Origin of the sequence: Sulfidibacter corallicola (genome assembly GCF_017498545.1) — a bacterium.
Lineage (GTDB): Bacteria > Acidobacteriota > Holophagae > Acanthopleuribacterales > Acanthopleuribacteraceae > Sulfidibacter > Sulfidibacter corallicola.
On record NZ_CP071793.1, the window covers coordinates 11,157,524 to 11,178,556 of the forward strand.

Consider the following 21,033-nt stretch of genomic DNA (forward strand, 5'->3'; position numbering starts at 1 on the left):
GGCTCAGGGGTGTTCGGTTCGCCGGTACCGCCCCGTGGTGAGCTGAACCGCGCCGCGCGCGCCACCGCCGTGGAAGGTATAGATCACGTCTTCGTGAGTCGCCATCACCAGAAGGTCGTCCGCATAGGCGCCGACGACCGTCGCCTGCTTGGACCAGCCGGCTTCGGCCAAGGTGCCGTAACCGTTGCTCGTGGTCGTTTCTTCGGTAGCCTGGTACGAAATGGGCAGCGCCGGTGTCATGATCCCGCTCAAGCTGTAGGCCGCGGTCAGCAGTTGGCTGTTGTGACGTCCCGGGTGCACCAAATGGATGACGCCGTCCAGCGTGGCCGCGGCCAGAGGGCCGTTGCCCAGATAGGGGCGCAACAGTGGCTCGTTCTCCCCCGGGGTGGTGGCGTTGGGGCCATGCGCGAAATGCGCCACGGGATAGGCGCTCTTGGCCCAGGCATCCTTGACCGTGTTGTCGTAGGGGCCGCTGTACGGGCTCCCCTCGGGATAGGTGACCACGTTGTAGTCGGCCGTGTTGTAGGAGACCACCTGCATCTCTCCGCAACCTCCTGGCTTTTGAAAGACGAGCAGCAGGGTCGCGCCGAGGGTGGCCAACGCGACCGCGCCGTCCGTGGTGAAGCCCACGTCGACCGGATCCTCCCAGCAGCCCTTGGCGTACCGCCGGCTGTAGATGCGGTCGTTTGGATCCACGTAGGCCAGCATCAGGTTGCCGCCGTCCCAACCGGTGAGGGCGAACCGGGACACCGATTGCGGGACCAGCACCTGTTTGTCGGACCAATTGGTCTGAAGACCGTAGTGGCTCCAGGCCAGGGAGCCGTTCTCCTCCTTGACCACCAGCACGAGGCGGTCTCCCGCGGCTCGGGCAACGGGTTCGAACCCCGAAAACGGGAGGGGTCGGGCCTCCAGCCAGGTTCCGCCGGCGTAGACGCGCGTCGTCAGCGCGCCCCGGTCTCCGCTTTCGATGACCTGAAGGGTCTCCGCGAAACTGGCCGCGGCAAGTCCCGACGGGGCCGAGAGCGGCGTGGCTTGGGGAATTTTCCATTCGAAGGACTCGCGCCACAGGAACCGAAAACAGTTGGCATGGGTGTCGTTCTTGCCCAAGTCGCCGAGCTGGAAATTGCGCTCGATGGTCTTGATCAGGCTGTAGTGGTTGTAACCCTGATCGACCCTGCCGGGCTTCAGGTGATCGCCCAGCAGGACGGTATAGATCTGGTTCGGTCCGTCATAGGTGTACTTCTTGCCGGCATCGTACTTGGCCTCGAAATCGGCTTCGTCGAAGGTCACCACCACCAACGTGTTGGGCGGAAGGTGTGAATCCGGTCCGGGGAACCGCAGCTTGGCGAAGAAACCCTCCAACCAGGTCGCGAGCTGGTCCACGAGTAGCGGTGCCCGTTCCGGTGGAGACTTCTGGGTGCCGTCCAGGTAGTGGCCGTCGTTCCACATGTTCGGCGTGAACCAGGCGTAGTTGGGAAAGGTCCCGTTGAGCAGGTCGGACCAGAAATCCGCCTCGGTCTGGATCCGCTGCCAGCGTCGTTCGTCGCGAACGATGTTTTCGAAAGAGGTGAACGGGTCGTGCTTGATGACGTAGGGATACTGATCCTTCGGCACCAGCTCCGGGGACCAGGGTGTATTGCCCGGATTGTAGCTGTCCATATAGGCCTTCCACTGCAGGTCCTCGGGCGAGGCCTCGATCAGGTCCACGATGGTTCGCTGGGTGAGCAGGGAGGGCGGCGGCTCGTCGTTGGTCATGTTGCACAGCTCGGCCGCCACGGAGGCGATGTAATTGGTTTGGGAGGGATGCATGCAGCCGAAGTAGTTGGCCATCTCGATGCCCTGCGCGGCGAGCCGACGCATGTAGTGGTTTTCCATGACATAACTGCGGTACTGATTCTCGAACATGATGATCAGGACGTGATCGAAGACGCGCGCGCAACCAGACGACATAGCTCCTCCACGAACAATGTTGATTTTCTGAAAATTGGTGTTTTTACAAATATAGCACAAGACCAACAAAACCATCCACCAACCCAGCTTTGTTGATTTCTCCCAGGTGACGTCCCTTTTTGTCCACTAAAAACACGAAAAAGCACGAAAACCCTTCTGCAAAGAGAATTCCTTGGCCAAACATGGCTCGGTTGAGTGACAGGGCTTAAAAGCTCTTTGTCTTTGAGCGTTGGCAGCTTTTGGTTGCGAGCGTTCTTCAGGGAAATTTTATAGTTTGGTTATTTATCAATTGAACAATTTCGATCTCAAGATTATTTTTTGGTTATTTTTCCTAGAAAGACATTTTTATGAGTGGATTGCGCTTTAAAGATGCGTGTTTCGCCATCCAGGGAGCGATTTTCGAGGTCTATCGCGAGATGGGCTATGGCTTCCTGGAGGCCGTGTATCAGGAATGCCTGGAACGGGAGCTGAGCAGACGCGGCATTCCCTTCCAGTCACAGCCGGCCTTGGCTTTGTCCTACAAGGGGTTGCCTCTTCGACAAACCTACAGACCCGATCTGATTTGCTACGACACCATCGTGGTCGAGCTCAAGGCATTGGGAGAAATCACCGGTGAGCATCGAGCCCAGGTGCTGAACTACCTGAGAGCGACCGGCCTCGGACTCGGTTTGCTGGTCAATTTCGGGTGTTACCCAAAGGCCACCGTCGAACGGCTGGTCTTCTAGTTCATTCCCACCCAGAAACGGATTGGTCGCAACCGCCAAGTCAAATCACCTGTATGGCCACAGCAGCGACTCCCATTAAGATATTTATCACCAGCAAATTAATTAAATCCTGACAACTGACTGATCGTACCGGTCAGCATGGAATACCTGACCAATCCCGGGAAACGGTTTCAAAACCCTGTTTCGGATGGGAACTGGTTACCCATCCAGAACAGAACATTGCAGCTATCGAAGCAGCCTGATTGGATGAGCCCGGTTTCAGTCCTACTCCGGAGGTCCTGGGGAGGGTCCTGGGGGACGGGCTCCAACGGGGGGGTCCTGGGGGACAGGCTCCAACAAACTACTTATTTAAAACTAGTTAGATTGAACATGTACGCCAAACCGGGGATGAGCCCGGTTTCAGTCCTGAGACATTCCCGGGAGGACATTCCTGGGGGGACAGTCCTGGTAGTCTTGGGGCAGTCCTGGGGGACAGGCTTCAACAAGCTGATTATTTAAAGCTAGTTAGATAAAACACGCACCCCAAACTCAGAATTCCAGCGATTCAGAGGACATTTTTTGGACCGAGATCCGGGATGGGCACAAGCGCATGAGCTGCCCAAAGGCATAAAAATTATTTCGCCTGATATTGCCACCTCGACACCGAATCTTTTCCACGCTCCTGCAAAGGCACGGGCTCCGGGGGGATCCCAGGGAACAGGCTTCAACAAGCTGATTATTTAAAGTTAGTTAGATAAAACATGCACCCCAAACCCAGAATTCCAGCGATTCAGAGGGCATTTTTTGGACCGAGATCCGGGATGGGCGCAAGCGCACGAGCTGCCCATAGGCATAAAAAAATAATGTCGCCTGATATTGCCCCCTCGACACCGAGTCTTTTCTACACTCCTGCACAGGCACAGGTACAGACACAGGCTTCGGGGGGGTCCTGGGGGGTCCTGGGGTCCTGGGGGACAGGTCTCAAGGGGATCCTGGGGGACAGGCTCCAACAAACTGTTTATTTAAAACTAGTTAGATTAAACACGCATCCCAGCCGAGAACCCGGTGATTCAGAGGGCATTTTTTGGACCGAGATCCGGGATGGGCGCAAGCGCACGAGCTGCCCATAGGCATAAAAAATTATGTCGCCTGATATTGCCACCTCGACACCGAATCTTTGCCACGCTCCTGCAAAGGCACGGGCTCCGGTAGAGGGTTTTGCCTACAAGTAGTTTTTTTAACCCTGCTCCGGAATAAGCACCCAAGTCCGTGATCACCGTTCAGTTGGTTTTCGTGTTTTTTCGTGTTTTTAGTGGACAGTGCTCTCCCACCCTCCCCAACCATCGCGTGATTTCCGTGGACCCCGTTGGTGGAACTTCGCGGATGCCAGGTCTATATGACCCCGGTCATGCACCCCGGCTCCCTTTTCTTTCTAGGCTATGCGGGCACTTTCCTATTTCGAGAGGAGACCGTCATGGCAGAACGTCACCACCAGAAAGATCAAACCGATGAACTCGCCGACCAGGGGCGGCGCACCTTCCTGAAGGGATCCGCCGCCATGATTGGCGCGGCCGCGCTGGGCGCTTGCTCCACCAACCAGCAAGGCACCCCACATGAAGGCTTCACCCCGCCGGCACCCGCCCCGGCCACCCACAACAAACACGAAGTGAAGCCCGGCCAACTTGACGATTACTACGGCTTTTGGAGCGGCGGTCAATCCGGGGAGATCCGCATCCTCGGGGTCCCCTCCATGCGTGAATTGAAACGGATCCCGGTATTCAACCGAGACTCGGCGACCGGCTGGGGCGGCACCGATTTCTCGAAGGACCTGCTGGGGAACAGAATGTCGGGCGACACGCACCACGTCCACCTGTCCTACGAGAACGGCACCTACGACGGCCGCTACGTCTACGTGAACGACAAGGCGGGCGCCCGCCTGGCCCGCGTCCGCATCGCCACCATGGAAGTGGACAAGATCGTCGACATCCCCAACTCCCAGGGCACCCACGGCATCTTCCCGCAACGCCACAAAACCGGCTACGTCATGTGCAACAGCGAGTTCCGCACGCCCCAGGTCAACGACGGCCGCGATCTGGACACGCCCGCGAACTACGCGGCCATGCACACCGCCATCGACGGCGAAACCATGGAGGTCAAGTGGCAGGTCATGGTCGAAGGCAACATGGACCTGGCCGCCACCGATTACAAGGGCCTCTACTCTTTCGCCACCTGTTACAACTCCGAGGGTGCCGATACCCTGGAAGGCATGATGGCCGCCGATCGGGACCGTCTCTACGTGTTCAACATCCCGGAAATCGAGAAGGCGGTTCAAGCCGGCAACACCATCAAGGTCGGTGATTCGGACGTGCCGGTGGTCGACGCCCGCGGCGAGAACTCGGCCTACGTGCTGCGCGTCCCGGTGCCCAAGAGCCCCCACGGCGTCAACATCGATCCCACCGGCAACTACGCCGTGGCCTCGGGCAAACTGTCCCCGACCGTCACGGTGGTGGATATCAACAAGCTGGCCGATGCCTTCGCCGGCAAGATCCAACCACGCGACTGCGTCGTGGCCGAACCCGAAGTGGGCCTGGGCCCCCTGCACACCTGCTTCGACGACAGAGGCAATGCCTACACGTCGATCTTCATCGACTCGGTCATCACGAAATGGAACATCCAAAAGGCGATCGCCCAGTACAGTGACGCCTCGGTCAATCCCATCGTCCAGAAACTGGACGTCCACTACCAGGTCGGCCATACCAACGCCAGCATGAGCGAAACCAAGGAAGCCGACGGCAAGTGGCTGATCGCACTGTGCAAGTTCTCCAAGGACCGATTCCTCAACGTGGGCATGCTGCACCCGGAAAACGACCAGTTGGTGGACATCTCGGGCGAACGCATGCACCTCGTGCACGACGGCCCCACCTACTCCGAACCCCACGATTGCGTGGTCGTCCGCAAGGATCTGATCCACCCGCTGAAGGTCCAGGACCGCAAGGACGCGCGCTTCGCGATATACGAAGCATGGGCCAAGGAAGACGGTGTCGACCTGCTGACCACCAACAAGATGATCCGCAAGGGCAAGAATTTCGTGCGCGTGTACATGACCTCGGTCGCGCCTGCCTTCTTCCTGAAAAAGTTCACGGTCAAGAAGGGCGACAGGGTCCAGGTCATCCTGACCAACCTGGACAACGTGGAGGATTTGTCCCACGGGTTCTGCATGAGCAACCACGACGTGAACTTCATCGTGAATCCCCAAGACACGCAAAGCTACACCTTCACCGCCGACAAGGCCGGTGTCTACTGGTACTACTGCCCATGGTTCTGCCACGCCCTGCACCTCGAGATGCGCGGCCGCATGCTGGTGGAAGGATAAGACCCGATGACCGGATTCGTCCTCGCGGCCATGTGGGCCGTGACGCTGGGTTTCGGCACACCCGCCGATGTGCCGGACCCCGTCGGCCCCATGGCCTTTCCCGATCAATGTCGCGCCGTCCTACCTGCGGCGGCGACGTTCGAGCCGATTACCGGCACCCGCTACTGCCGTGGCCTGGATGCCTCGGGAGAGCCGGTGGGCTGGGTGATCCTGTCGACGGATGTCACCGACCTGAAGGGTTACTCGGGCAAACCCCTGGAAACCCTGGTCGGCCTGGATCCGAACGGCATCATCACCGGCGCGCGAATCGTGCGTCACAACGAACCGATCCTGTTGGTGGGGATCCCCGAGGAGGAACTCCACCAATTCACGGACTTCTACCGCGGCAAACACGCCACGACCAAGGTCGTGGTGGGCCGGACCGGTGACCCGGAGGCAGCCCAGGTCGACGGCATTTCGGGAGCCACGGTGACCGCGCTGGCCCAGAACCGAACCATTCTCGATTCGGCACGGGCTCTTGGCGCGGCCGTGGGCATCATCGAGGGCCGAACCCGCCTGCCCGGCACCTTCGTGTCCGAAGACCGAGTGCTTACCTGGCGCGACATGGAGCGCGCCGGTGTGTTCGGCAGACTGACCGTCTCGCAAGCCGACATGGGGGCGCCCCCGGCGGCGGAACCCTTCATGGACCTGTGGTTCACCATCGCCGATGCGCCCCAGGTGGGCAAGGCGCTGATGGCCGAAGGCGACTACCGCTACCTGATGAAGAAGCTGGCCCCGGACGAGCACCTGTTGGTGGTGCTGGGCCGGGGAACCAGCTCGTTCAAGGGATCCGGCTTCGTGCGCGGCGGCCTGTTCGACCGGGTTCGCCTGCAACAGGGCCTGAGCTCGATGTTCTTTCGCGACCGCGACTATTTCAACCTCTCCCACGTGGCGGCGCCGGACGCTCCGACCTTCAAGGAAGGCGCCGTGTTCATCACACGCGACGGTAAGCTGGACCCGGGAGAAGCCTTCGAGTTGGTGTACCTTGGCAGCCAATACGACGGCAAGGGCGGATTCAGCCGCGACTTCGTCGAGTTCAAGGGCGCCTTTCGGCTGCCCGATTCGATCTACCAAGTGGAAGATCGGCCGTTCGAATGGGGCATCTGGGTTCAGGCCTGGAAGAACAAGGCGGAGGGCATCGCGTTCCTGAGCCTGTACCTCGCGGCCCTGACGTGGCTGTTTCTGCGTCGCCCCTGGCTGACCGCCTCCATGCGGCGCCTGGAACGAATCCACGCCCTGTTCCTGGTGATCGCCTTCTTCGGACTGGGTCTGGCGATTCACGCCCAACCCTCGGTCACGCAAATCCTGACCTTCGTCGGCAGTCTCGCCGGGGATTGGGAATGGGGCCTGTTTCTCAGTGAACCGTTGCTGTTCCTGTCCTGGGTCTGGATCCTGGTGGCGTCCCTGATCTGGGGTCGCGGCCTCTTCTGCGGTTGGGTCTGCCCCTATGGCGCCCTCAACGAACTGCTGTTCAAACTGGGCCAAAAACTGGGTGTCAAACCCTTCGAATTCTCGGACGCGGTGCACCACAAGCTGCGCTACTTGCGCTATGGCATTCTGCTGGTGCTGATCGCCATCTTCCTCTACTCGCCCGAGGCCGGCGAACGCGCGGCCGAGGTGGAACCCTTCAAGACGACCTTCTTCGTCATTCCCTGGCAGCGTCAGGCCGGCTACCTGATCTGGTGGTTGGTCCTACTGGTCGCGGCCCTGTTCATGTTCCGTCCGTTTTGCCGTTACCTGTGCCCGCTGGGCGGGGGCTTGGCTATCTTGAGTTCGTTTCGGACCTCTCCCCCGCGACGACGGAGCTTCTGCAGCAGTTGTAAGATCTGCACCAAGGGATGCGAACCCAGGGCGATTCGACCGAACGGCACCATCGATGCGCGCGAGTGCCTGAACTGTATGGAATGCGAAGCCAACTTCCACGACGAAGCGGTGTGCCCGCCCCTCGTGGGTATCGCCAAGATCCAGGGCAAGCCGTGCATGAGCGCCCAGGATCGGGAAAAACTGGAGAAACTCCAACAGCAGGCTTTCGAGGTGTAACGTGTGGCAGACCTTTCCACTCGCCTTGCTGCTTTGGTTCGGGGGCTCGGCACTGGCGGGCCCCGCCCGAATCGTGGTGGGCACCGATGCGCCGACTCCGGCCGACGCCCTGACCATGGCCAACGACGGCGACACCGTGGTGATCCCCGCCGGTGATTGGCACGGTCCCCTGGTGGTCCGCACCGCCATCGTGCTCCAAGGCGAGCCGGGTGCCGTGGTGAAGGGCACCGGTCGCGGCACCGTCCTGCGCATCGAGGCACCGAACGTCACCGTCGAAGGTCTCGTCATTCGCGACGGCGGCAACGACCTGGACGGGCCCGACTGCGGCATCTACGTGGCGCCCACGGCCACCAAAGCGATCTTGCGCCACAACGAAATCCACGCGCCGGCCTTCGGTATCTGGATCCACCAGACCGAGGGAGCCGAGATCGTGGGCAACCACATCTTCGGCAGTCGCACGGGCCATCCATCCAATCGCGGCAACGGCATCCACCTCTTCGACGCCACGGGCCTGATCATTCGCAAGAACTGGGTGGTGGGCGGCCGCGACGGTATCTACGTCTCCGCCACCGAGCACAGCCTGATCGAGAACAACCGCACCGAAAAACTGCGCTACGGCATTCACTACATGTACTCCTACGACAACCGCGTGACCCGCAACCAAAGTATCGACAACGTGATCGGCTTCGCCCTGATGCAGAGCCGCAACCTGGTCGTCGAGAAAAACCAGGCGATCGGCAATCAACGCGACGGGTTGTTGTTCCGCGATGCCCAGTATTGCCAAATCCGCCACAACCTGTTGCGGGAGAACGGACAGGGCATGTTCTTCTACTCCAGCACCGACAACACCATTCGCGAAAACCGGTTGGAGGAGAACCAGGTCGGTGTCAAGATTTGGGCGGGCAGCCTACGCAATCGGGTCACCGGCAATGTGTTTCGCGGCAATGCCAAACAGGTCTTCTACGTGGGGACCGCCGACCTGGCCTGGGGCGAGGAGGACGCCGGCAATTACTGGGACGACTACCTGGGTTGGGACATGGACGGCGACGGCCTGGGCGACCGTCCCTACCGCATCAACAGCTTTTCCAGCCATTTGGTGCACCGCTATCCGGCAGCGAACCTGTTGTTGCGAAGCCCGGCACTGGAGCTGTTGACCCACCTGGAGCAGAAGTTACCCCTCTTTCAAGTGCCGACCCTGATCGATCGCGCGCCGCTATTGGAGGAAACCGACCATGGAAACCATTGAACTGGACCACCTGACCGTGGACTATCGCGCGGTGAGGGCCCTCGACGATGTGGGTTTCCCCATCGAGAAGGGCGGGATCACCATGCTCGCCGGCCCCAACGGTGCGGGCAAGTCCACCGTGATCCGGGTGTTGCTGGGCCTGGTGCGGCCAGCCCGGGGGCGCCTGGTCGTGGACGGCAAACCGGCCGGGGTTACCAATGCCTGGAAGGAACGGTTGGGCTACCTGCCGGAAGCGGTCGCCTTCGCCGAAAACCTCAGTGGCCGCCAGGTGTTGGCCTTTTTCGCACGGGCCCGAGGCGTTCCCAAACAGCGCATCGAGGTCGTGCTCGATCGAATCGGTTTGTCGGAGGCCGCCACCCGCAAGGTCCGCGGCTATTCGCGCGGCATGCGCCAACGGCTCGGATTGGGCATCGCGATTTTGGCCGATCCCGAATTCCTGATTCTCGACGAACCCACGGGCGGCCTGGACCAGGAAGGGCTGACCGTGCTTTGGGACATCCTGCGCGAGTGGCGTGAAAAGGACCGTTTCGTGTTGTTGTCTAGCCACGACCTGACGCTCATGGAACAGCGCGTCTCCCGAATCTGCCTGCTGAAGCAGGGCCAGCTCTGCGCCTTGGGCACGCCCGAGGAATTGCGATTCATGACCCGGTTACCGATTCGGGTCAAATTCCAATTGGACGCCGCGAGCGAGGAGGCCCCGATCTTCGTGGACGACGTCCACAACTGGGGCCAGGTCATCTGCCTCGACCATCGCGACAATCATCTCTCGGTGGAAATCGAGCCGGACGACCTGCTGAGCCTGATGGACATCCGCAACCGCAACGCAGCCGCGGTGAAACGCATTCGGGTGGAAGAACCCGGATTGGACCTGGTCTACGATTCATTATTGAAGAAGGCGGGATGATGTTACGGGTAGCCAATGCCTTGATGCTCAACGAGTGGTTGGAGCGGATACGCGATCGCTGGGTCCTGGTGATCAGCGGCCTGTTCGCCCTGCTGGCCTGCGGGGTGACCCTGTATGGAAGCGGGCTCAGTTCCCAATCGACCCTGCTGATCGGGCCGAGCCTGGTGACCCTGGCCGCCCTGTTCGTGCCCTTGGTGGCGCTCACCCTGGGACACGACGCCATCGTCGGCGAGCGTGAACGCAACACCCTGGGTTTGCTGCTGTCGCTGCCGATCGGGCCGGGCGGTTTGGTCTTCGCCAAATTCACGGGTCGCTTCATGGTGCTGGCGTGTGCCCTGGTCGTCGGCCTGGGCGGCACCGTGTTCTTCTCGATGGGGCGCGGCTGGTCGATCGTGCCCCGCCTGTTGTTGGATACGTTGATGATGGGCGCCGGCTTCCTTTCGGTGGGCATGCTGCTCTCGGTGATCGCCAAGCGCCAGATCACGGCGGCCAGCCTCGCGATCACGGTGTGGTTCCTGTTCGTGTTCTTCTACGATCTGGGCTTGTTGGGCCTGATGGTCGTCACCGACGGGGCCGTCTCGAGCGAGGTGATCGCCTACCTGGTGCTGTTGAACCCCGCGGGGCTGTTCCGCGTGCGCATGATGACCTATTTCGGCGGCAGCGGATTGATGGAGGGTCTGGGCCTCACCGAGATTCCGGTCCCGCTGCTGACCTGGGTGGTTTGGGGCCTGTGGATCCTGCTGCCGATCATCGCGAGTGGCTTGTTGTTGTTTCGAGGGAGGGCCGAATGATTCGCGTTTCACACATCGCAACCGTGCTTTTGAGCGGCGTCCTGCTGGCCACATTGTTGGGCTGTACGGTCGCCGAATCCACGGCGGCCACCGTCGAGGCCTCGGCCGAGGCGATCGGTCCCGCCGAATGCGCCGCCTGTGGCATGGTCGTGCGCGAGCAGCCGGCGCCGCGCGGCCAGGTGGTGCACCGCGACGGCACCCGCAAACATTTCTGCGCGGTCGGCGATTTGGTGATTTACCTGGAGGAGCCGTCCCCCCACGGCTCGGTGACCCACATTTTCTTCGAATATTTCGAACCACAAACGCCCATCGCCGAGATGGGCACGGCGCCACGCCCCTGGCTGAAGGCCGACGAAGGCGCCTACATCATCGCACCGGATCGCCAGGGCATCATGGGCACGCCGGTGCTGGTCTACCGTGGGGTCGATGGACATGCCACGAACGAAAAACGGCTCACCTGGCCGGAGCTGCGCCGCCGCCTGCTTTCGGGAATGTAATCGGATAAGCGGTTATCTGGGGACACCCACCCGAAGCGACTCACGACCGCAGTACCCGCATGAAGTGATCCATGCGAGGAGTTCCCGCATGCTTTGAGAGTCGGCGCGGCTGTAGGTTGGCCGGCCCGGCCGACACCTCGAAGCAGCCCATGCCTCGCAAGGTCGAGCGGTAAAAGAGCGAAGCAGATAAGTCGAGCCTCTAGATCTCTCGATGATCGTTTTTTATCCATGCTAGGTCGCTTCGATTGGTGGAGCAGGCTGGCCTGAGCGGCCCTCTCCACCTACAGGCACCACGCCTCTCTAGAGATGCGGGAACACCGATGCCCCGCCGCTTCGATGAGCATCCCTTCTGCGGAACACTCGACTTCGCCTCTTGGCCCAGCCATCCGTAGAGGCTGACGTCGCTTCGATGGGTGTGGCAGGATCGCCCGGGCCGATGAACCTCGCCTCTCTCGGTCTGCGGGCACTTCGAGTGGTCACACCAAGGCGTTTCAATTCAACGGATTGTAATCTTTTTTGTAATTTAAGTTGACACTTACGAAAGAACAAACTTAAATAAGTGGCATGTTACAGAAGATTCAAGCCATCAGCGACCCCACGCGCTTCGCGATTTTGGAACTGGTTCGAGATCGAGAGTTGCCCGCCGGCGAAATCGCCGGGCACTTCTCCATGTCGCGACCGGCCATTTCGCAACACCTGCGCGTCCTCAAAGAAAACGAGTTGATCCGAGAGCGACGAGAAGGCACCCGGCGCTTTTATCGCATTCGCTCCGAAGGCTTTCGGGACATCCAAAAATTTCTGGAGAGCTTCTGGGCACCGCGTCTGGACAAACTGAAAGAACTGACCGAACAAGCGGAAAGAGAGAAGAAATGAGCACCGAAATCACGCGAGAGATCTTTATCGAAGCCAGCCCCGAAACCGTCTACCCCTACCTGACCGAACAGGACAAGGCGTCCCAGTGGTTCGGCACCATTACCGAAATGGAAGGTCGTCCCGGCGGTCGCTTCCGGGTCGGCGCCCACGAAGACCTGATGGTCACCGGCGAATTCGTGGAAACGGTGCCCAATCGCAAGGTGGTCTTCACCTGGGGCGGCATCGAAGGCCTGGCCGGCGGCGAGTCCACGGTGGAAATCACCCTGCGGGCAACGGACGGCGGCACCCATCTCACCTTGCGCCATTACGATCTCCCCAACGAAAAAGCCGCCGAAAATTTCGGTCAAGGCTGGGTCGTGCATGCCTTCCCGCTGCTCAAACTGGTCGCCGAGGGCGGCAGCACCGAAGAGCGCTGCTTTCGCAGGGTTCCGACTCCCAGGAACCCTTCCGGCAACGGCCAGGTCGCTTGACCGGTCGACACGATTCCCTTCACGCATCACACCGACATCACCACATTGGTTGGCTAGAACGCGCCCATCCAGAAACGAAAGGAATGCCACGCCCAAAGTGGTTCGGCTGGATGGGCACGGGATCGGGTCTCAGGTGTCAGGTATCGGCAAGATCATTGTTCACAGGGTAATGAGCTGATACCTGACTGCTGATACCCGTTTGCATCGAGAACCTGTCGGTTCCGAGGAACCATTTCAAGAAACCGCTGTTTGCGGATGGCACAAGAAAGGAGGCCACATGACCACCCGAAACCCGATCGTGAGCCACGAAGCATGGATCACGGCGCGTAAAGAGCTCCTGGCAAAGGAAAAAGAATTCGTTCGGCTGCGCGACCAACTGACGCGACAGGTTCGCGAGCTGCCCTGGGAACCGGTCGACAAGGATTACCGCTTCGAAGGGCCGAACGGGCCGGTCACGCTGAACGACCTGTTCGGCTCGAAAAACCAACTCATCGTCTACCACTTCATGTTCGGTCCGGACTGGGAGGAAGGCTGTAAATCCTGTTCGTTCCTGATGGACCACGTGGCGCCCTCGGCCGTGCACATGGCCGATCGCGGAGTCGCCCTGGCCCTGGTTTCACGGGCACCCATGGCCAAGTTGACGGCCTTCCAACGGCGCATGGGTTGGCAGGTGAACTGGGTGTCGTCCTTCGGCACCGATTTCAATGGGGACTATCAGGTCACGGCCACCGAGGCGAAGGTCGCTTCCGGTGACTACCAATACAACTACCGACCCAATACCTCGGAAGCGAACACGGAACTGCCTGGCTTGAGCGTGTTCGCCAAAGACGAGGACGGCCGGATCTACCACACCTATTCAACCTATGCCCGCGGTCTCGACTCGTTCATCGGCGCCTATCGCCTGCTCGACGTGGTCCCCCAAGGCCGTAACGAAGCAGGCCTGTCCTACCCCATGGAGTGGATACGCCATCGCGACAAATACGCGAATGCACCCGACGCGAACGCCAAGGTGTGCCACTGACCGACCCGGATTCGGAAACGACGGTTTGCGCCCGTTTCCAGCGATCCCAGCCATTGGATGATCACGAGTGGGTTCAGGTACCTTTCGCCGGCCAACGCGACCTCGCCGCGCGCATGTCCTCACCACGGAACCCCAAGAGCCGCCCTTCCCGAGCACGTTTCCCGGAAGCGGGGATCGCCGTGCCTCCGGAAGGGCGCCCCAAAGGGGGTCACGATGTCACGCCACGGAAACGCTTGTGCGCGCTGCGCACCGAAAGCGGGTTCGCGCATTTCGGTCGCATCCGCCCTGCTCTTCGCGTTGCTGCCCAAGTGCCCGGCCTGCCTGGCCGCCTACGCCACCTTCCTGGCGGCGCTCGGCATGAGCGCCACCCTGCTTACCGGCCTACGCATCTGCCTGAGTCTGCTCCTGATCGTTTCGGCACTGTACCTCGTACGCGGTTCCTTGCGTGCACGGCGTCCCTGGCGGGCGACCTGGATCGCCACCGGCACCGTGCTGGTCCTGGCCGGCTGGCTGACGTCGATCCCCGCGCTACTGAACGCCATCGCCGTCGCCTGCATCGCCATCGGCGCCCTGCCCGGCGTGCGGTCGAACGTCGCATCTCCCTCCAAGCATGCATTACCACTCGAAGGAGAAACCCATGCCTGAATTGAAACTGACCTACTTCGATTTCCACGGAGGTCGAGGAGAGGCCCCGCGTCTCGCGCTCTCCCTTGGCGGCGTTCCGTTCGAGGATCGCCGCATCCCCGTGTCATCCTGGGCCGACCTGCGCGAAGAGATGCCGTTTCACGCGGTCCCGATCCTCGAGATCGACGGCGAGGTCATCAGTCAATCCAACACCATTTGCCGCTACGTGGGGAAATTGACCGGTCTCTATCCGAAGGACCCACTCCCGGCGGCGCGATGCGACGAGGTCATGGACGCGGTCGAGGATATCTCCACCCAGGTGGTGTCCACCTTCGGCACCCAGGACGACGCAGAGAAACGGGCGGTGCGGGAACGCTTGTGTGAAGGTCCCATCCGCCTGTACCTGGAACGGATTCAGGAGATGCTCGTCATTCGCGGGGGCGAATACTTCGCCGAGGATCGCCTGACGGTCGCCGACCTGAAGGTCTTCGTCTGGGTCCGCACCATCAGATCCGGCAGGTTGGATTACGTGCCCGAGGATCTGGCCGACAACTACGCGCCCCGACTGGTCGCCCACAACGACCGCATCAAGGCTCATCCGGGCATCGTATCCTATTACGCCGGTCACTGATCGGAACTGCTGCCGCGCCCGATCCCTCCTCCGGGAAACGGGCACGGCACATCCCCGGGAGGGCGCGCTTCTCAAATGAAGCCACGGGCTTGGACACCACCTGGCGATGGTTGACTTGCAAGCGCCCGTCACCCGATATCGCACCTATCCAGACGAACCCGCTTGGCGGTGACGTTCTTTCCCTTTCTGGATGGGCGCCACCTATTGTTTGATGCACTCGGCGAAAAGGTTGATGCCCTGATCCTCGAAGCGAATCCGCGAGCAGGGCGTGCCGAAGGCGGAACTGCGGTACAAGCGGTCCATGTCCTCCTCGGTGCGGTGGATCAGTTGCCACTCCAGGATGTGATCCATCAGCGCCTTGCCCGTGTTGCGCGGGTGGAAGTTTCCGAGAATGACCTTGCCGCCCGGTTTGAGCAGGCCGTGCACGTAATCGAGCAGCGAGATCACGAACTTGTCGCTGAAATAGTCGATCAGGCCGATACTGTAGACCAAATCCTGGGGTGGTAGCTTGAGTTCCTGGCGGCCGGTGGCCAGGTAGACCAGGTTGCCGTTGACCAGCTTGATTTGGCGCTTCAGCTTGCGCTGATCGGCCTTGTCGGAGACGAAGGCCAGGGCCTGCAGATCGATGTCGATCAGGGTCGCTTGAAGCTGTCCAGGTGAAGGAAGCATGGCGAACACATCGAAGATTTCGGCGGCGGGCCCCGATGCCATGCTGGTGATGTGCGCGGTCTCGTCCTGGCTCTCGGTCATGACGGACCGAATCTCCTCCACCAGAAGGCCCCGGCGATTCTTCACCGCGATGGCCGGCGGCTCGTCCAGGAAACAGCGGTCCAGCAAGGGCCCGATTCGGCCGACGCCCTCTTCCGCATCCCGGTAGATCATCTCGATGGTCAAAAAGTCGCCGGCATACCCGCGCGGCTTGGAGTAGATGCGCTCGCCTATACGCGTCAACAGCATGTAGGGCAGAAACTCGCGCTGAAGCCGGCGCCCGATTTCGGTTTTGACGTGCTCGTTGATCTGGGCCTCCTCGCCCAGCGTTTGGTTGATCATCAAGCTGAATTGGCGAAAACCCTTGCGAATGTCGGTGGCGATGTTCTCGGGAATTTCGTCGTTGTTCTTGAGGGACTCGCGCTCGGCCTCCTGCAGCAGTTCCTTGAACTGATTGGCATAGGCGTCGATTTTGTCCCACATATCGAGCTTGGCGGGTTCCTGTTGGGCCTTGTCTTGGAACATGTTGGCCAATTTCCACTGCTGGGACCGCACTCGTTTGAGGCTGAGCAACGCGAATCCGCGATAGAGGCGTGCGGCAAACCCGGTATCCTCCTCGAGCTTGCGATCCAGGTCATCCTTGGCAATCGCCAGAATGAGGGAATTTTCCGCCGCGGCCACGGTGGCCGAGGGCGTTTCGCCCGAAAGAAAGGAGTACTCGCCCACCAGTTCGCCCGGGCCGATATCGCCGATCTTGCGTCCCTCGAGAATCGAGAGCGTGGCACTCAACAAGCCTTCGAGCACCAAAAAAACGTGCTCGCTGGGCTGGCCTTCGGTGATCAAGACCTTGCCGGAAATGACCTGTTCCTCGACCCCCGTGTTCAAAAACCAATCGATGTCACTTTGTTCCAGCTCGTTGAGCAACGCCAACGCATTGTACATGCTTGCACCTCAATTCTAGATTTGGGACTTTATGGGATTTGATCGGCAGGATTTTCGGCTCCGATAAGGGAAGCCACGGAGTTATCGAACGGAAAAACGGCCGACTCCAGAACCCGGCAGATCGACCGAATCCCTGTCGCCGCCCGCCCACGCCCCGCCCGTTCACCCGGAACCCGGCGACCCCTTGGAGAGGCCTTCTTCGAGCTTGGTCCGGGCGTAGCTGTAGCCCAATTCCACCGCGCGATCCAGCACCCGCCAATCGAGCAGGGAAATGCCGTCGATGGGCGGTCGCAGGTACCCGGTCAGTTGGTTCTTGACCCGATCGATGCCGGTGACGCTGGACAGGGACACGGATCGCAGCAGAATCGTGAGGATGCTGGGTAGGTCGGGATTCTTGGCGAAGGGATTGATGCGACGCCAGAAAACCGGCCATGGTGAGGGAAACTCGGAATTGGACGCCTGAAGCGAGACGTCCTCGGTCGGGCTGACGTCGACGGCGAAGATCGGACCCCGCCCCAGGCCCAGCATGACGTCGACGGGGAGGTTGTTGAGTACACCACCATCGACCAACGTCTTGTTTCTCAAAAAGATAGGCGGAAGCAAGCCAGGAACGGCGGTACTGGCCCGCAGGCGATTCTCGATGGGGCCGTCGAAGTGCGCGATGGCCTCGGCATGGGTGAGATCGGTCGTCATGCAGAAAAAGCGAATGGGTAGATCCTCGATCAAACGGTTCCCGAACATGTCCAGGCCCATCTTCTTGAATCGGCGGCCGGCAAGCAGGGCGAAAAGCGGCATGGTGTAGTCGAGGACCGAACCGGACTCCACGAAGGCGCGGCGGTTCTCGCGGATCATGGTTTCCGTGTCCCACCCCATGGCGAACTGCGCGCCGATCATGGCCCCCATGCTGGTCCCGCCAATCAGGTCGATGGGGATCCCCAGCTCATCGAAGGCGCGCAGCACCCCGATATGGGCGAAGCAGCGGGCACCGCCGCCGCCTAACACGAGGCCGGTCGCGCGGTGGGTCAGCAACCGCACCAGGCGCCCCATGTCCGAATCGTTGCCGATGCGCAGATGGTGGTGGAAGGCGTGAGGGAAGCGCTGCAACCAGGTTCGGGTACCCGTTGGCGGCTCGTCCCCCTCCTGGCACAAGACGAGTTCGATGCGGGGTCCGTCGGGCGCGGAAACCCAGCGTTCCAGGTATTCGGGCAGGTTGGGCAGGTTTTCGCCCAGCATGCCGACAAGCAGGATGCAGTCTGCCTGGCGCAAGCACAGGTCGGTCCACAACCGACATCCTGGCTCGCACTGGTAGACCAGGTAGTCCTGATCCTGTTCACGCATGCTCAGCCACTTCAGCAGGGCGTAGTCGTAGGCCCTCTGATCGTGGGGATCGAAATCTCCGCCGCGTAGACTGGCGATTCGGTCGGAAGAGAGGAACATCGCCTTGTCGCGGTGGTTCATGGCTTTGGCCAGGCGCTCGGAGAATCGGGAGGAGATGGAACCGAAGGGAATCACGGCGAAATTGACGGGGTGGTTGGGCGCCGAGCCGTGGGTCTGGGCCCGGTCCAGGCGGCGAATGATGGTACTGGCCAGCGCCAGCATGGTTTTCGGATAACGCAGGATCCACTGGTCGAAATCTTCTCGGGTGATGACGGCCAGGCCGGAGTCCCGGATGGCACAGACCTTGGCCGAACGGGTTTCGCCGGTCAGGAGCGACATTTCACCGACGCATTCGCCCATGCCGATCTCGCCGATGACGCGCTCGCCTCGAGGCGTCGGCTTGAAGGCCCTCAGGCGCCCGCTCACCACCACGAACATGCGATCTCCCGGTGCATCGTAGTCGCAGAGCTGCGCGCCGCTCGGCAGAAACTTCCAACCGGAGGATTGGGCCAGTGCCTGGAGCGCCTCCGGTTCCAAGTGGGAGAAGGGCTCGATTTGGGAGAAGAGGGTCAGCAGCTCTTCGACATCGGGTTTTTGAGACAATTGCTCCATGAGAACTCACTGCCTACGAAGCGGTGGCCAGGTTCACGCCGGCGTGTGATCCGGTGGATGTCAACCACGGACGACGCCATGGGAAGAGATCGAATCCGGGACACAGGGACGCGAAATGACGACCATTCCCCAAGCACGGAAGAACGGCGTTCGGCCGCGGCCTGAAGGAAAGGAGGGTATTCAATTGCGGGAGTGTTCTCGACTATTCTCTCGCGCCAAGGTCTTGGGGGCAAGGTCTATTCGGTTGGGTTGGAGGGTTGTCGTGGGTCCGGGATGGGTTTGAGGGAGGGAATTTTTGTTACCACAAAGTCGCCGCCCAGGCCGGGACCCGGGTTTCAGGTGGGTAACTAATCGAAGCGAATCGTTTGGGAGTTCCCGCATTTGTGAGAGGGGCGTCGTTGCAGTAAGTTGGCCCGCCGGGCCGACATTTTTCGACGAACTCCCTGCACATCCGCCTTTTTAGGTTTTTATCTTTATCTTCGAGCTTTACAGAGTTTGTTACATAAGAGCACACGGAGATCGCAGAGGCCGGCCCAGGCGCCAGGCATCTTCCTGAAGAAGGATCGGAGGAGAACCGCCCTGGTTTTGCGCCGGAGGTAGAACCGTTCTTGGCTGCAGGCCGTGTCAATGCTTGCTCTGGCTTCTGAATTTTCGGAGTTCCCGATTTCTTTTCGACGACGGCAAGACCGATCCCGGGTCGAAAGCACCACGGTGTGTCACGAGAGCACGCTCCCCGTCCACTTCCAAGTAACCACTCCATTCTTGCTCACCTTTGATAATAAGAAACTACCAAAAAGTCGCACGGGTTAAACTGAAATTAAAACTATTTTCAAACCATACTTATCATGATTTTTATAAATGATCATTCTCTATTTTTTTAAACCCAAAATATTCAACCCAAATCACTACCCAAAAACCTTTTCGTTAAAATTGAAAACGAATCAGGGTATTTTCAAAATTTTCACATTACTCTTCAGCGCGATTCAATACTAAACATATTAATCTACTCCATCTCTGTCTCGGTGAACTCTGCGAACTCTGTGGTAGAAAAAAAACACATATTAACGACCCTGCATCTATGGAGACGTCCCTCCCAGAAACTCTCAATACTTGATTCGGATGTGCTCGCTCGCTGCCACGCCTTGGCAGGTCAGGATGGCACCGGCTTCGCGCTCCTTTTCGCTCAACGCCATCGATCGCTTCATCTCCGCCCGACCCGATACCAACCGGGCCTTGCAGGTCCCGCACACACCCGCCTCGCAAGAGTAGGGCACCTCGTAACCCGCGTCCAACAAGGCCCGCAGCAAGGTGGTTCCCGGCGCGACGGTCACCTCCGCCGCTTCGCCACACGCCAGGTCCGCACGCAACCGAGCGGTAACCGTCGCCTCTTTAGACCCGCCTCCGGCCGCACCCTCGGGTACCACACCATCGGGTGCCGCACCGTCGGGTGCCGCACCGTATCGTTCGAAGAGAATGTCGCGGTCCGGAACATCGAGCGAGAGAAGGGTCGCGCGCACCTCGTCGATCATAGTCCCCGGCCCGCAAATCAAGTAGCGCACGGTCTGCAAGGGCGGCGGATAGGCCGTGATCCACTCGCGAACCCGGTTCCCGTCGATGCGACCCACCAGGCCCTTCCAGGGCTCCGCTCCCTTCAGCCAGGAGAACATGCCGGTGGATTTGGGCCGACTGAGGGTCGTGATCAAGGTGAAGCGCTGGGGGTGACGCGCCGCCCACTCCTGCAGCTCCGCCTCGAACAGGACGTTGGATTCGTCGCGACATCCATAGAACAGGAAGACCACACTGTGCCGCTCCAAGGTCAGGACCGTCTTCAGAATCGAAAACACGGGCGTGATGCCGCTACCGGCGGCAAAACACAGGTAGGTCCGCGCGTGCATGGGATCGATATCCGGGCAGAACCGACCGCGCGGCGGCACCACCCTCAGGCGATCGCCCTCGCGCAATCGCTCGTGAAGCCAACACGACACCCGGCCGCCGAGAACCCGTTTCACCGTGATTTGCAGCGGATCGGCCAATGCCGGCGAACCGTGAAGCGAATAGGCACGGCGATAGGTGGTGCCCTCGATCTCCACCTCGATCGTGAGGAACTGGCCGGCGCGATAGTCGAACGCGGCGCGGCAGCTCGGTGGCAGCGCAAAGGTGATGGTCAGGGTGTCCGGCGTCGTGCGCGCAAGGCGACACACTTCCAGTTCGAAATCGACCTTTCCAGCCAT

16 protein-coding genes are annotated in these 21,033 nt (G+C 60.4%); 12 read left to right on the forward strand and 4 right to left on the reverse strand.

The genetic code is table 11. The features are described 5' to 3' along the window. Positions 1–3 precede the first annotated feature (3 nt). Positions 4–1,950, reverse strand: coding sequence for an alkaline phosphatase family protein (locus tag J3U87_RS33035; RefSeq protein ID WP_237380146.1), 1,947 nt, complete (start codon positions 1,948–1,950; stop codon positions 4–6). Positions 1,951–2,297: 347 nt separating this feature from the next. Here J3U87_RS33035 and J3U87_RS33040 point away from each other — a divergent pair, with 347 nt between their 5' ends. From J3U87_RS33040 to J3U87_RS33095, 12 genes are all read left to right on the forward strand, one after another. Continuing rightward, positions 2,298–2,675: a GxxExxY protein gene (locus J3U87_RS33040; RefSeq protein ID WP_237380147.1), complete on the forward strand. Its 378-nt coding sequence runs from the start codon at positions 2,298–2,300 to the stop codon at positions 2,673–2,675. Between the two features lie 1,453 nt (positions 2,676–4,128). Continuing rightward, entirely contained in the window at positions 4,129–6,027 is a 1,899-nt protein-coding gene (gene nosZ, locus J3U87_RS33045) for a TAT-dependent nitrous-oxide reductase (RefSeq protein ID WP_237380149.1), read from the forward strand. Between the two features lie 6 nt (positions 6,028–6,033). Next, the gene (locus J3U87_RS33050; RefSeq protein ID WP_237380151.1) at positions 6,034–8,106 is read left to right on the forward strand and encodes a 4Fe-4S binding protein; all 2,073 of its coding nucleotides are present in this window, start codon (positions 6,034–6,036) and stop codon (positions 8,104–8,106) included. 1 nt (position 8,107) lies between these two features. Further along, positions 8,108–9,352 (forward strand): nitrous oxide reductase family maturation protein NosD, encoded by a 1,245-nt coding sequence (nosD, locus tag J3U87_RS33055; protein ID WP_237380153.1) that lies wholly within the window; start codon positions 8,108–8,110, stop codon positions 9,350–9,352. Further along, positions 9,339–10,256 carry an ABC transporter ATP-binding protein gene (locus tag J3U87_RS33060; RefSeq protein WP_237380154.1) on the forward strand — a complete coding sequence of 306 codons (918 nt, stop codon included), beginning with the start codon at positions 9,339–9,341 and terminating at the stop codon, positions 10,254–10,256. Before nosD ends, J3U87_RS33060 begins: the two co-directional genes overlap by 14 nt. Beyond that, positions 10,253–11,047: an ABC transporter permease gene (locus tag J3U87_RS33065; RefSeq protein ID WP_237380156.1), complete on the forward strand. Its 795-nt coding sequence runs from the start codon at positions 10,253–10,255 to the stop codon at positions 11,045–11,047. Before J3U87_RS33060 ends, J3U87_RS33065 begins: the two co-directional genes overlap by 4 nt. Next, positions 11,044–11,544, forward strand: a complete 501-nt coding sequence (locus J3U87_RS33070) for a nitrous oxide reductase accessory protein NosL (protein WP_237380158.1) — start codon at positions 11,044–11,046, stop codon at positions 11,542–11,544. The genes J3U87_RS33065 and J3U87_RS33070 overlap by 4 nt, the downstream gene beginning before the upstream one ends. Before the next feature lie 564 nt (positions 11,545–12,108). Then, positions 12,109–12,417, forward strand: a complete 309-nt coding sequence (locus tag J3U87_RS33075) for a metalloregulator ArsR/SmtB family transcription factor (protein ID WP_237380160.1) — start codon at positions 12,109–12,111, stop codon at positions 12,415–12,417. Continuing rightward, positions 12,414–12,887 carry an SRPBCC family protein gene (locus J3U87_RS33080; protein ID WP_237380162.1) on the forward strand — a complete coding sequence of 158 codons (474 nt, stop codon included), beginning with the start codon at positions 12,414–12,416 and terminating at the stop codon, positions 12,885–12,887. Before J3U87_RS33075 ends, J3U87_RS33080 begins: the two co-directional genes overlap by 4 nt. Before the next feature lie 277 nt (positions 12,888–13,164). After that, the gene (locus tag J3U87_RS33085; RefSeq protein WP_237380164.1) at positions 13,165–13,908 is read left to right on the forward strand and encodes a DUF899 domain-containing protein; all 744 of its coding nucleotides are present in this window, start codon (positions 13,165–13,167) and stop codon (positions 13,906–13,908) included. Positions 13,909–14,121: 213 nt separating this feature from the next. Next, complete coding sequence (locus tag J3U87_RS33090) at positions 14,122–14,553, forward strand: hypothetical protein (protein ID WP_237380166.1); 432 nt, start codon at positions 14,122–14,124, stop codon at positions 14,551–14,553. Beyond that, the gene (locus tag J3U87_RS33095) at positions 14,546–15,163 is read left to right on the forward strand and encodes a glutathione S-transferase family protein (RefSeq protein WP_237380167.1); all 618 of its coding nucleotides are present in this window, start codon (positions 14,546–14,548) and stop codon (positions 15,161–15,163) included. The genes J3U87_RS33090 and J3U87_RS33095 overlap by 8 nt, the downstream gene beginning before the upstream one ends. A gap of 201 nt (positions 15,164–15,364) precedes the next feature. Here the strand turns inward: J3U87_RS33095 and J3U87_RS33100 are convergent, their stop codons facing one another. The 3 genes from J3U87_RS33100 to J3U87_RS33110 all read right to left on the reverse strand — a co-directional run bounded on the left by J3U87_RS33100 (position 15,365) and on the right by J3U87_RS33110 (position 21,033). Beyond that, on the reverse strand, positions 15,365–16,813 hold the full coding sequence (locus tag J3U87_RS33100; RefSeq protein WP_237380168.1) for a cyclic nucleotide-binding domain-containing protein: 1,449 nt from the start codon (positions 16,811–16,813) through the stop codon (positions 15,365–15,367). Positions 16,814–16,975: 162 nt separating this feature from the next. Continuing rightward, positions 16,976–18,802, reverse strand: coding sequence for a patatin-like phospholipase family protein (locus tag J3U87_RS33105; protein WP_237380170.1), 1,827 nt, complete (start codon positions 18,800–18,802; stop codon positions 16,976–16,978). Between the two features lie 1,103 nt (positions 18,803–19,905). Further along, positions 19,906–21,033, reverse strand: a complete 1,128-nt coding sequence (locus J3U87_RS33110; RefSeq protein WP_237380172.1) for a ferredoxin--NADP reductase — start codon at positions 21,031–21,033, stop codon at positions 19,906–19,908.